At 40.2% G+C, this 12,659-nt stretch carries 12 protein-coding genes, 1 tRNA gene and 3 pseudogenes; 10 read left to right on the forward strand and 6 right to left on the reverse strand.

Annotated features, from left to right (window positions below; all coding sequences use genetic code 11):
• Nucleotide 1 precedes the first annotated feature (1 nt).
• Entirely contained in the window at nucleotides 2–298 is a 297-nt protein-coding gene (locus tag DXA05_RS02865; RefSeq protein ID WP_284515385.1) for an XRE family transcriptional regulator, read from the reverse strand.
• A gap of 140 nt (nucleotides 299–438) precedes the next feature.
• Between DXA05_RS02865 and DXA05_RS02870 the strand changes: the two genes are divergently transcribed.
• Genes DXA05_RS02870 through DXA05_RS02900 form a run of 7 tightly spaced genes read left to right on the forward strand, consistent with a single transcriptional unit; the run spans nucleotide 439 to nucleotide 3,329 of the window.
• On the forward strand, nucleotides 439–864 hold the full coding sequence (locus DXA05_RS02870; protein ID WP_128858769.1) for a hypothetical protein: 426 nt from the start codon (nucleotides 439–441) through the stop codon (nucleotides 862–864).
• A gap of 28 nt (nucleotides 865–892) precedes the next feature.
• Nucleotides 893–1,267, forward strand: coding sequence for a hypothetical protein (locus DXA05_RS02875; protein ID WP_128858770.1), 375 nt, complete (start codon nucleotides 893–895; stop codon nucleotides 1,265–1,267).
• A gap of 3 nt (nucleotides 1,268–1,270) precedes the next feature.
• Complete coding sequence (locus tag DXA05_RS02880; protein ID WP_128858771.1) at nucleotides 1,271–1,477, forward strand: hypothetical protein; 207 nt, start codon at nucleotides 1,271–1,273, stop codon at nucleotides 1,475–1,477.
• An 11-nt stretch (nucleotides 1,478–1,488) separates the two neighbouring features.
• Nucleotides 1,489–1,704, forward strand: coding sequence for a hypothetical protein (locus tag DXA05_RS02885; RefSeq protein WP_128858772.1), 216 nt, complete (start codon nucleotides 1,489–1,491; stop codon nucleotides 1,702–1,704).
• Nucleotides 1,705–1,710: 6 nt separating this feature from the next.
• Nucleotides 1,711–2,571 (forward strand): Bro-N domain-containing protein, encoded by an 861-nt coding sequence (locus DXA05_RS02890; protein ID WP_128858773.1) that lies wholly within the window; start codon nucleotides 1,711–1,713, stop codon nucleotides 2,569–2,571.
• On the forward strand, nucleotides 2,564–2,833 hold the full coding sequence (locus tag DXA05_RS02895; protein ID WP_284515386.1) for a hypothetical protein: 270 nt from the start codon (nucleotides 2,564–2,566) through the stop codon (nucleotides 2,831–2,833). Before DXA05_RS02890 ends, DXA05_RS02895 begins: the two co-directional genes overlap by 8 nt.
• Nucleotides 2,834–2,837: 4 nt before the next feature.
• Nucleotides 2,838–3,329 (forward strand): hypothetical protein, encoded by a 492-nt coding sequence (locus DXA05_RS02900; RefSeq protein ID WP_128858774.1) that lies wholly within the window; start codon nucleotides 2,838–2,840, stop codon nucleotides 3,327–3,329.
• Between the two features lies 1 nt (nucleotide 3,330).
• Here the strand turns inward: DXA05_RS02900 and DXA05_RS02905 are convergent, their stop codons facing one another.
• Together DXA05_RS02905 and DXA05_RS02910 are read right to left on the reverse strand one after the other, a co-directional pair.
• Nucleotides 3,331–4,611, reverse strand: a complete 1,281-nt coding sequence (locus DXA05_RS02905) for a site-specific integrase (RefSeq protein ID WP_128858775.1) — start codon at nucleotides 4,609–4,611, stop codon at nucleotides 3,331–3,333.
• A gap of 116 nt (nucleotides 4,612–4,727) precedes the next feature.
• Nucleotides 4,728–4,799, reverse strand: a tRNA-Arg gene (locus DXA05_RS02910).
• Nucleotides 4,800–5,203: 404 nt separating this feature from the next.
• Here DXA05_RS02910 and asnA point away from each other — a divergent pair.
• A complete protein-coding gene (gene asnA / locus DXA05_RS02915) occupies nucleotides 5,204–6,241 on the forward strand; it encodes an aspartate--ammonia ligase (protein ID WP_004299370.1) in 1,038 nt (345 codons plus the stop codon).
• A gap of 6 nt (nucleotides 6,242–6,247) precedes the next feature.
• A pseudogene (ung, locus tag DXA05_RS02920) lies at nucleotides 6,248–6,909 on the forward strand (uracil-DNA glycosylase).
• Nucleotides 6,910–7,064: 155 nt separating this feature from the next.
• Here ung and DXA05_RS02925 read toward each other — a convergent pair.
• Nucleotides 7,065–9,779: a putative LPS assembly protein LptD gene (locus tag DXA05_RS02925; RefSeq protein WP_015531394.1), complete on the reverse strand. Its 2,715-nt coding sequence runs from the start codon at nucleotides 9,777–9,779 to the stop codon at nucleotides 7,065–7,067.
• Between the two features lie 89 nt (nucleotides 9,780–9,868).
• Nucleotides 9,869–10,405 (reverse strand): HDIG domain-containing metalloprotein, encoded by a 537-nt coding sequence (locus tag DXA05_RS02930; RefSeq protein WP_004312347.1) that lies wholly within the window; start codon nucleotides 10,403–10,405, stop codon nucleotides 9,869–9,871.
• Nucleotides 10,406–10,474: 69 nt separating this feature from the next.
• Between DXA05_RS02930 and DXA05_RS02935 the strand changes: the two are divergent.
• A pseudogene (locus DXA05_RS02935) lies at nucleotides 10,475–11,640 on the forward strand (DUF1343 domain-containing protein).
• Between the two features lie 132 nt (nucleotides 11,641–11,772).
• Here DXA05_RS02935 and DXA05_RS02940 read toward each other — a convergent pair.
• A pseudogene (locus DXA05_RS02940) lies at nucleotides 11,773–12,637 on the reverse strand (Bro-N domain-containing protein).
• Between the last annotated feature and the right edge of the window lie 22 nt (nucleotides 12,638–12,659).

Below are 12,659 nucleotides of genomic sequence, written 5' to 3' on the forward strand. Positions count from 1 at the left end.
TTTAGTCCTCCGGAAACAATTCTGATGCAGGTATACCTAATTCTTTCTCAATCATAGCGCGAGAAAGCGCATCCGGTTTTTGTGTACCGGACAACCAACACCGGACTGTATTCGGATGCTTCATAGTTATTGCAGCAATACGGTCCACAAAGGCACTCTTTGGAGCCTTTACAACTCTTCGTTCCGGAAGAGAATCATAAATGCCTCGGAAATCCCTTTGGCATCCGGATGCTATGGTTTCAGCAACAATCACTGAAATATCAGCACCCTTCAAATCTGGCAATGTCATATTTTCCATTTTACCTCCTATTTATTTGTCAATCACTCAATTTTGAACTATTTTTGTCTCGTTATAAAACTTACAACGGGACAAATATAGATACATTTATCTATATATCAAAGAAAACTTAGATATTTTTATCTACAATTTATTTTTTTATGCCTAAAAAGAGTGATAGCGCATTGCGCGACAGAGTTATAGAGTATATTAAAAATAAAGGAATGTCTGTTAGAGCCTTTGAAAAGGCAATAGGCTTTCCCAATGGTAGTATTGCGCAATACACAGACAACACAAGCAGAGACACATTGAATAAAATAGCATGTGCTTATCCGGACTTTGATATAGATTACATAATAACAGGCAAAAAAGAAAATGTAGATATAAACATCTACAAACATCCTGTACCTTATGAATTCGTTCAGGCTATGATTGACGAGCGAAAGCGACACGACGAGATGAACGCAGAACTCATCAGACAAAATGGAGAACTAATAGACATGCTTCAAGAAAGGAAAAAAACGGCTGCCCGCATGGAAAGTGCTGCCGAATGTGCCGATGCAAGTGGGTCAGGATTGGAGAAATAACATATAAAACACCAAAATACTAATGATTATGAAACATGTGCTATTCATTTTCTTTACAACTTTACTATTTACAGGATGTAGTAAAGATGAAGATAAAGAAGTTGAGCTTGATTTCAAGCCAACAACCCCTACTGAAATAGTAGGCCTATGGGGCAGACAAGATGGAGCAAAGTATTATTATTACAAGTTTAATGATGAAACAAATGGTTCCTACCAACTCATAGACAAAGCAGGATCTATGGATACCTATTACAAATTCACTTATACCATCGGAACAACTGGAGACCCTTATATAATGGAATATACCCTAAAAGATGGAACAAAAAAAACTATAGGAATAGGCATGTACAAATGGGGAAACTTAATGTTAGGGTCAAAAGAGTTCTCCAAATTAGAAAAATAGCTTATGGATTATAACCGATTCACCATAGACTTAATTAAAAGTTCCTTTACTCAATATGCAGCAACAGGAACTATAAATGATACAGAACTCGATAACGGTATTTCAGAGATAAGCAAGGCTATCGACAAGGCTCTTATATCCAATGAGAATACAACAGCCTTAGAAAGTCTAAAAAATGATTTACAGTATATAAGATATGAACTTTTATAAATAGAAACAATATGGCAACAACAATTTCAGTATCAGAAGCTGCTAAGCTTCGCAAGCGATGGGGAAATAGCCCATGCGATCATCCCAGAGAACTATTAGTAGAGTACATTGATAACTTTCAATCAAAAACAGGAGAATATGTATGCCCTATTTGTGGGGAGTTCTTCGATAAGGAGGAAAAAAAAGAACTCGAAAAAAAAAGAGAATCAACCTCATCAAACAAATAGTGTATTATGACTAAAAAGGACGCTATCAAAATATTCGAAGATAAGAAGATTCGTACTGTTTGGGACGATAAAACGGAAGAATGGTACTTTTCCGTGATTGATGTTATCGAAGCCCTAACAGACACTACCAATCCGAGAAGATATTGGAGCGATCTAAAAATAAAACTTTCAAAGGAAGGTAGCCAACTGTACGATTCAATCGTACAGTTGAAAATGCCTGCTCCAGATGGCAAGATGAGAAAAACCGATGTTGCTACTACAAAACAGCTTTTTCGTCTCATCCAATCTGTTCCCTCTCCCAAAGCGGAGCCGTTCAAACTCTGGATAGCACAAGTTGCAAAAGAACGTCTGGACGAGATGCAGGACCCGGAGCTAACGATTGATCGTGCCATGATGGAATATAAAGCATTAGGTTACTCCGATAATTGGATAAACCAACGCTTGAAGAGTATTGAGGTACGCAAGGAACTCACAGACGAATGGAGAAGAAACGGAATGCAGGAAGGTGTTCAGTTTGCCGCTCTAACAGATATCATTTATCAAACATGGGCCGGAAAATCGGCGAAAGGATATAAGAAGTTCAAGGGATTAACAAAAGAAAATCTTCGCGATAACATGACGAATACCGAACTTATTCTTAACATGCTTGCCGAAACTGCTACAACTGATTTATCGAAGGAGAAAAGCCCATCTGGATTTACTGAAAATGCACAAGTGGCACATGAAGGAGGAAAAGTTGCACAAGTCGCCCGGGAACAATTAGAAAGCCAACTCGGCCGTTCGGTCATTTCTCCACTTAACGCAAAGAGCGTACTACAAGTAGATAACAAGCCCAAAGAGGAAGAAAATAAAAAGGAAGATGAGTAAACCAAGAGCATATACAGAAGAAACCTTGTCTATAATTGCAAGATTCTTCCAGACAATAGATTTCCTCGTATCAGCCAAACAGATACGTGGAAAGGCTACTTACTGTAGGCTATACAACATTGATCGTCGCAATTTCGATGCGCAGTCAAAGAATCATTCTTTAGGCTTCTTTCAAGTTTCCTGGTTGTTGGGCCTAATTAAGGATTTCAAAATTTCTGCAGAGTGGTTAATGACCGGCAAAGGGGATATGTTCAAAAAATAATATTATGACAAAAATAGACAGCAACAAAAAAATAGAAATAAACCTGTATAAAGACCCATGGGATAAAGAAATGCACAATTTCGCTCCAGGAGAAGAAGATAAATTTATGGAATGGTTTTTAGAAAATGCAAATGTTTATACATCCATAGAGAAGACATTTACGTTTGAACAAATATATGATGAAAATATCCAAAGAAATCGATGCTTCGGCAATTCCCAATATTTAACAAATAAGTACAATCACACTTATGCAGAAGGTTTTGTCCTTTATCCATTTAATCAAGAACTCTTGCCGGATCATTATCTTATACACGCATTCAATCTCGAAAATGAAACTGTATTAGACTATACTCTTAACAAAGTAATCACACCAGAATACTTACCCAAAGAATATTTTGGCATAATTATTCCTAAAGAATTTATAACTCACAATTACAATGAATCTGACACCTATAATAAATCATTAATACTTGATTATTGGAGAACTATCAGATAATCTATTTATTTTTTCTCCTTTTTACCCCATTGTCACCTGTAAGAACATACGTTATTACACGGCGATTGGCATCGTCATTCTGCGAATAATCCTTTTCTAAATACATGTCTGTTACTTTCATTGCATCATCGACATGATTCAGAGCTTCATGTACAACATACTTATTTATACGTAGATCATTGCGGGCAATAGTCGCCCATGAGTGGCGGGCTGCATAAAATTCCAAATCTTCAATACCTAGAATTTCGCCAATCTTTTTCAAACCTTTATTTACAGCAGTATTTAAACAATCCTTTGATGCGTACATACAATAGAACTTAAAGACTCTACGCCTTGTCTTATCCATATACTTTTCAATCAACGGCATAGCCTCTGGTTCTATTTTAACACTAATCTCCGCCTTATCCTCTCGACGATTTTTTGTCTTAGTTCGCTGATAAGTAATACGGCCATCAGCTATACAATCACAATTAAACAAATCAACTGTATTCATTCCGATAAGATAAAACGATAAAGCAAACACATCTCTTGCCAAGTTCACACGTGTACATCCAATATTCGTAGAAGGCTGGTCCGGAAGAGTTAATATCTTCCTTATTGTTTCTGCCGATAGATTTCTCTTTTTTGCAGGAGTAGGTTTCTTCACATGGTACTTTTGGAATGGAGACCAGGGAATCCGAATGATCCCCATTTCCTCATCATTATATTCTTTTTTTGCCAAATTATGTAATGCGCGAATATAACCAGGATATAAAGATAGTGCCCGATCACCAAGTACACGATTACTCAACGGCTTTCTATCTTTCAGCCATTTCTCGTAATCTTCCATAAAAACAGAAGTTATTTCTGAAATAGCTAAAGTATCTCTTTTGATAAATCGCTTCAAACTTTCAATAGTCGTTTTATAGCTTCTGGCGGAACCGCCATGCCCATCCTCTTCCATCTCTTTTATTTTCCGGACAGAAAAAGCTATAAAATCTATGTTCTCTACTTTTGGTTTTACTCCATTTTCCAGCTCTTTAATCAAATCATCAATAGGCATACTCTTCAACTTCAAGCCAAGTTCGGTACAAATCGCTTCATACTCTTCTATCATCTTGTCCGTTTTATCCGTTATGTTCTTTTTTAGTTTAAAAGAGGAACGGGTGATATCGTCCTGCTTTACATAGATAGGAGTAGACAGATATTTTTTCTGCCGGTTATGCGTCACTCTAATTTTCACATTCCAAGTTCCGTCAGAACGTTTTTGATGTTTATACACCTCTGCCTTAAAAGTTGCCATAGTATTTTATTTAAGTTGTGGAACAATAGTAGAACATTCCACCGCAAATATATAAATTTTCATTGGTAAAGTGCGGTAATAAAAAAACCACGCTATGTTAAAAGCGTGGCTTAAAGTACACCCGGAGGGAATCGAACCCTCATCTCAAGAACCGGAATCTTGTATTCTATCCATTGAACTACAGGTGCTTATGCTAATTACACTGGCTAGAGTAGTATGTTAATATGAAATTTTCTTAAAATTTTCGTTCAAATTTTGTTCCCATAGGTGGTGGACGAACCGGAAACCTCCATTCTATCCATTGAACTACAGGTGCTTATACAAATTTATCAGGCTAGAAAAAACGCTTCATCCGCTTAAATAAAGAAGCCATTCTTTCTAAATGTGAGGACAAAAGTATAAAAAATCTTCTCATCTTCCTAATGATTCTTCTTTTTTTATAGTTCTTAAGGCACTTCCCCATGTTAAGACATTGTTATTTTGAAATGCTTTAGAGCATTTACTTTATCAAATTGACAATCTTTTAGAGAATATCCATTACATATATCAATTTTATTCCTATCTTTGCCGACAATTAACATTTAACAAACCTATGAGTTACTTGATAAAACCTAAGAACTATAATCCGCTACTCGACCTCAAACAGACCGAGCTGGGAATCAAGCAAATAAAAGAGTTCTTCCAATTAAACTTGTCATCCGAGCTACGCCTTAGACGTGTGACTGCCCCCCTTTTCGTATTGAAAGGAATGGGTATCAATGACGATTTGAACGGAATAGAACGACCCGTTTCTTTCCCTATTAAAGATCTGGGCGATGCACAAGCCGAAGTGGTTCATTCATTGGCTAAATGGAAAAGGTTGACCTTAGCTGACTATCATATCGAACCCGGATATGGTATTTATACGGATATGAACGCAATCCGTTCAGACGAAGAACTGGGCAACCTGCATTCTCTCTACGTAGACCAGTGGGACTGGGAACGTGTCATCACCAATGAAGACCGGAACGTAAACTTCCTGAAAGAGATCGTCAACCGTATTTATGCGGCTATGATCCGTACAGAATATATGGTATACGAAATGTATCCGCAAATCAAGCCGTGCCTGCCACAAAAGCTACATTTCATCCATTCAGAAGAATTGCGCCAACTTTATCCGGATCTGGAACCCAAATGTCGCGAACATGCCATCTGTCAGAAATACGGAGCTGTGTTTATCATAGGCATAGGCTGCAAACTTAGCGACGGCAAGAAACACGACGGACGCGCACCGGACTATGACGACTACACAACCAAAGGATTGAACGACTTGCCCGGACTAAACGGCGACCTCCTTCTGTGGGACAATGTACTGCAACGCTCCATCGAATTATCATCTATGGGAATCCGTGTTGACAAAGAAGCCTTGCAACGTCAGTTGAAAGAAGAAAAAGAAGAAAAAAGACTGGAACTTTATTTCCACAAGCGATTGATGAATGACACCCTTCCACTATCTATCGGAGGAGGTATCGGACAATCCCGCTTGTGTATGTTCTACCTTCGCAAAGCTCACATTGGAGAGATACAAGCCAGCATCTGGCCCGAAGATATGCGCAAAGAATGTGAAGAACTTGATATACACCTTATATAACAGACTATGAACGTACAAATTGAAGAAAGCTGGAAAGCACATTTAAAACCCGATTCGACAAAGACTACTTTCGCACACTGACCGATTTCGTCAAAAGCGAATATAGCCAGTATCAGATCTTCCCTCCGGGAAAACTGATCTTCAATGCTTTCAACCTTTGTCCTTTCGACAAAGTGAAAGTTGTAATTATAGGACAAGATCCTTACCATGGACCGGGACAAGCACATGGTCTCTGTTTCTCTGTAAACGACGGAGTGCCTTTTCCCCCTTCATTAGTGAACATATTCAAAGAAATCAAAGCCGACATCGGTTCAGATGCCCCGACCACGGGAAACCTGACTCGCTGGGCAGAACAAGGAGTATTATTACTCAACGCAACTCTGACGGTACGTGCCCACCAAGCAGGTTCACATCAGAATCGTGGCTGGGAAACATTTACCGATGCTGCAATCCGTGCCCTGACAGAAGAAAAAGAAAACCTGGTATTTATCTTATGGGGATCATACGCTCAAAAGAAAGGGGCGTTTATCGACCGCAACAAGCATCTGGTGCTCACCTCTGCCCACCCCTCTCCTCTTTCAGCTTACAACGGCTTCTTCGGAAACAAACATTTCAGCCGTACAAACGATTACCTGAAAACCCATGGAAAAACAGAAATCGCATGGTAGTTGGAGAAGTTGAGAATGGAGAGTTGAGAATAAAGAGTAAAGAGTAAAAAAAATGGCTGCACTATTCGTCGAATGATAGCGCAGCCATTTTTCTTTTCTATATTCTAGCAAAACAATTACACGTCCGAATTTCCACTCTCAACTCTCAACTTATCCTAGTACCACTGAATGTTACTTTGCGTTTGGCTTCTCTGCTCATACTTCAAGTCTTGCAAGATGCTTGCATTCGCACGGATGGTAACATTGTAATATTTCCAGCGTCCGAAAGGAGAAAGACTGGCGGACAGGTTGAAACAGTGCAAGTCACGGGAGATTGTACAAGAAGTCTGCGTAATCTCTTTTGCCTGAAAATCATAGCCCGAGTTGAACGAGAGCGACCAGTTATTAGAAATCTTTATATTTCCGTTTGCATTGATGTTATGCGTATACGTATAAGGATATCGCATGGAATAACGGTTAATAGGCTTAGACCTATCTTCACGGATATTAAACGAATAGCTAAGGCTTAACGACCAAGGCATCTTAAACACCTGATAACCATCCGGGTCTGCCTGTGCTTTCTCTACTTTCTTAGGTGTAGTACCATCTCCTTCCGTTCCGTCAGATTCTTCATCGTCACTATCCTCCGACTTCTTATCTTTTCCTTTTTCATCCTCCTCTTTCGGACCGAACCATTTCTTCCATGTGTCATTATTAAAGGTATAGTTGAAAGAAGAACCATATCCTTGGAAACGCCCAAAACGACCATACGACCATTCTGTACGGTTACTGGTCACTACATTACCGCTTTTATCGAATGTATAAGCATACGTAGCGAATTGGGCATTCATATTGAAAGTATAATTCTTGGTCAGTTTCAGACGGAGGTTCATACTTAAGTCACTCCACGGTCTTTCCTTTGCCGCCATATTATAGGACATATTGGCACTCAAATCATCAATAAGGCTAACTTTCTTGACTGTATCATTCTTTGCGTCATAATACTTCATCTCCAAGTTATTAGCTATCGAGAAACTAACCGTTCCCGACCCCTCACGAGAAGGCACGCCATAAGGCTGATTGGTAAAAGGAGAATAATATTGTGTATTACCATTATAATCGGTATATTCTTCCCAGTACTTGCCAAATCCCGGAGCACCACTCAAACTCACCTGCGGTGTGAATACGTGACGAATCTGTATCTCCTTCTTCTTCGCAAAGATCGGTTTATACATACCATACAATTTCGTACTTAGAGCCAAACTAGCCGAGTAATTGGATACACGATAAAAGCCGTTAAGAGAATCGCCCGGCAATGATTCCAGCCTGTGAGTATCTTCGTTATAATGCTGATTGATTTTACGGGTGTACCATCGTTCTGTATAATTCACAGAAGGATTGACCTGCAAATATTTGAACAGCGTAAAAGTAGCACTGATAGGAATGTTATGGTTCATCGCATTCTCCCATGAGCTTAGTCCGGCTTTGAACAAATGGTCATCTTTAGTACGGATACTGTTTGTCAGACGTCCCGTATAACCAATGGAAATCTTCTCGTACCAACGTTCGGCTCCTGCCGCTTTCTTGCGCTTGAACGGAAACAGACGGCTCAACGTAATATTCAAGTCAGGCAAAGTGACCGCAATAGAAGAGTCACGCATTGTCTGTGCGATATTGGTAGTTCCGGATAAGGTCAGACCGATATCGGGAAAACTACGAGAATAACTAATACTTGATGTTTTGGTATTTTGAGTCAACAACTGCGAATTATAAAGGTTGTTGATATTAGAACGTTCATAACTACTGGTCGAGAAGTTCACACTGGCAGAGAATGTAGTGTTCGGACTGGCTTTAGCATCCTGTCGATGGTTCCATACCACCTTAAAGTCCTTAGCAACTGTATAGTCCGGCATCCCTTTATCTCCAGTCTTGGTGACCTGATAGTCCGCTTGCAGCGTACCGGAATATTTATAGCGTTTATTATAGTTTGTCAATCCAGACAATCTCCATGAACCTTTCGTGAAGATATCTCCCGTTATTTTCAAGTCCATGATATCACTCATGGCAAAGTAATATCCTCCTTCTGCCAAACCGAAACCACGACTGGAGTCATCCATATAAGTCGGCATAATGAAACCGGAAGAGTAACTGCTGGAGAATGGGAAGAAGAAGAACGGCACAGCCAACGGCAGAGGCACATCTTCCACAACCAGATAGGCAGGTCCTGTCACTACATTCTTTTTAGGGCGCACCTTAGCTCTCGTCAGCTGCATATAGAAGTGGGGATGATCGTGATGATCGCAGGTTGTATAACGCCCATGCTCCATGAAAATTTCATCATTGGCCCCTTTCTTCGCCTTGCTTCCGGTCACATATCCTTCTCCCTGCTGGGTGACGATATCAGTAATTCCCGCTTTCTTGGTTTTGAAGTTATATCGGATTGTTTCCGTATCATACGAGGTATCACCTTCTTTAAATACCGGTTTACCTTTTTCCACTCCGGTAGTATCCTTGATACCATAAGCATGCACAGTACTACTATCCAGATTCATCGAAATAACTTCCGCAGCCAGTTCGATGTTCTGATAATTCACTTTTCCGCTACCATAAAGTGTAGCGGCTCCTCCCAAAGTAAAGACAGTGGAGTCGTTGGATTCATAAACAACCGGTGCATCGAGTGGTTGTTTCTTCTTTACCGGTGCGATGGAATCAATGCGTACCGTTACCGTATCTGCTTTCAACGAATCATTTCCCTGAAGGGAATCCGTTTGTGCGGTATTGGAGGCAATCATTCCTCTTCTTCGACGCTGAGACGTAGCCTCATCGGGAAGCATCAGTAAGACAATCAGCAGTATGAATGATATAAGTATTTTTGCTTTCAATGGCGCCATTAACTAATAGTTTACGCTTGAAGTGGCAAAAGTACACAATCTTCACCAAATATGAGTTAGAATCTTCGTTATTTAATTATTTTTTAGTGCTATAAAAAGAGAGAACACCATCTATCAAAGCGGCTTAGACCTTCTTCACCATATTTTGCAATACTTTGCCGTGCTTTCTCCACTGTTTTCTCTTCATCCAGATGGGTTTTAGAAAAGAATTTATCCGCAAAGCAAATCAATTGTTCTTCCAGGGTGATGGGCAGCATCTCGCGATGAGGAACAGGAAGTTGCTGGGCAATGATATCCTCCAACGAAAGCCCGGCTCCCGTATGGCGTTCGCACACCAATGCGTGTTGGGGAAAACCTTCCGCCCGCAAGATTTCGGCTCCCAAATATCCGTGAGCGATATAAGGATGAGTGCCAAAGCACTGAATGGTTGGAGCGTCCGTCTGAAAAATACCAATATCATGCAACAGAGCGGCTTCTTTTACAAAACTCCGGTTTAAACGCAATTCGGGATGAGCATCCAGCATTTTCATTGCTTTTCCGGACACGGCCAAACTATGTATTACTAATATTTGTCTCTGCTGGGTATTCTCCGGATAATACTTATCAATGATTTCGTATGGATTCATGTGCTTTATTTTTTGCTCTCTTGATGAGAAATTAATATTTTTGTGCAATATTACAAAAAAATTACCGATATGCAAACTAGAGTTTCCTTCATTCTTATATTTTTGTTCATTATGTTGTTGCCAATGCGTGTAAACAGTCAAATTGTCACGGGAGCAGAACAGATGGATCAATATCTGCCGTTGCTGAAAGGAAAACGCATCGGAATGGTGGTCAATCACACTTCTGTTGTAGGAAGAAAGCAGGTTCATCTTCTCGATACCTTATTAAAGAGAGACGTCCGGGTGGTCAAGGTATTTGCTCCCGAACATGGTTTCCGTGGTAACGCAGATGCGGGTGAAACAGTGAAAGACGGAAAAGATTCCCGCACCGGCATTCCTATCGTATCGCTTTATGGTGACAACAAAAAGCCGTCTGCTGCCCAACTAAAAGATGTCGATTTGATTGTATTCGACATTCAGGATGTAGGGGCACGCTTTTATACCTATATAAGCACGATGTATTATGTGATGGAGCTTGCGCAGAGAACAAGAAAGAAATGGTTGTACTGGATCGCCCCAATCCGTGCGATTATGTGGATGGTCCGATACTCAAACCTGCCTACCGGAGTTTTGTTGGCATGTTACCTCTTCCGGTTCTCCACGGATGTACCATCGGCGAACTGGCACAGATGATAAACGGGGAAGGATGGATTGCCAACAAGAAAAATCCTTGTTCATTAAAGGTAATTCCAATGACCGGATGGAAACACGGAGCACCTTATTCACTTCCCATCAAACCGTCGCCCAACCTCCCGAACGACCAGTCTATCCGATTGTATGCCTCACTTTGTCCTTTTGAAGCCACTCGCGTCAGCGTGGGACGGGGGACAACTTTCCCTTTCCAGGTATTAGGCGCACCTAATAAGAAATACGGAAGTTTCACTTTTACTCCCCGCTCCTTACCCGGTTTTGACAAAAATCCGATGCACAAAGGTATCACCTGTTATGGGGAAGATCTCCGGAATGTAACCGATGTAAATGGATTTACGCTTCGCTACTTCTTGAACTTTTATCGCTTATCCGGCGAAAACGCAGCTTTCTTCTCCCGTGCCCGATGGTTTGATTTGCTGATGGGAACTGACAGCGTACGCAAAGCTATCCTCAAAGGAGAATCGGAAGAGGCTATCCGGAATAGTTGGCAAAAGGAATTACAGGATTACAAGGAGATCAGAAAAAAATATCTTCTCTATGAGTAAAAAAACTAGTATCATACTCTCATTCATTTTCATAAACCACTTATAATTAAAAGAATAAGTATGATAGATAACTATTATTTCCGGCATCTATCATACTTAGACCATCAAAAACGGGGTATCTATCATACTTGATTAATCCACGCTCTCTCCTGAAGTTTCATTTTTTTCCCGTTCATCACCAACTTGCAATGCACTTTTTGCATTAAGTGGAGATATAACAGGGCGTTTTAGCTGACTTTCCAATTGCTTGCGAGCAACTCTTGCCACATTTCCCCCATCTTTTGCCACTTCGGCATTTTCAGCAAAACCGGATGGGTTTCTCTCTTTGGACAAATCCGTAGTAGCCGTTTCAGCAAGCATATTAAGGATCAGTTCAGTGTTCGTCATATTGTCACGGAGATTTTCTTTCTTCAATCCTTTAAACTGCTTATATTCTTTTGCCGACTTTTCAGCCCATGTCTGATAAATTATATCCGTTAATGCAGCAAACTGAACGCCCTCTTGCATCCCATTTCTTTTCCATTCATCAGTAAGTTCCTTCCGTACTTCAATTGATTTCAATCGTTGATTAATCCAATTGTCCGAGTAACCTAAAGATTTATATTCCATCATCGCCCGATTTATAGTCAGTTCGGGGTCCTGCATTTCATCCAGACGCTCTTTGGCGACTTGAGCCATCCACATCTTAAAGGGTTCCGCTTTGGGCGAGGGAATAGACTGAATTAGACGGAAAAGTTGTTGGGTTGTAGCTACATCTGTCTTATACAGTTTGCCGTCAGAAGAGGGTAATTTCAGTTGTCCGATTTCTTCGGACAACTGACTTCCTTCTGTTTTCAACTTCTTTTTTAAATCCCCCCCAATACTTACGAGGACGCTCACTGTCTGTTAATACTTCAATCACATCCACAATGGAAAAATACCATTCCTCCTTTTGGTCATCCCAAACAGCACGGATCTTTTTATCTTCAAATACTTTTATAGCATCTTTTTTAGTCATAGCATTATATATATGATGTAAA

Origin of the sequence: Bacteroides sp. AM54-2NS (genome assembly GCF_003602935.1) — a bacterium.
Taxonomy (GTDB): Bacteria; Bacteroidota; Bacteroidia; order Bacteroidales; family Bacteroidaceae; genus Bacteroides; species Bacteroides xylanisolvens.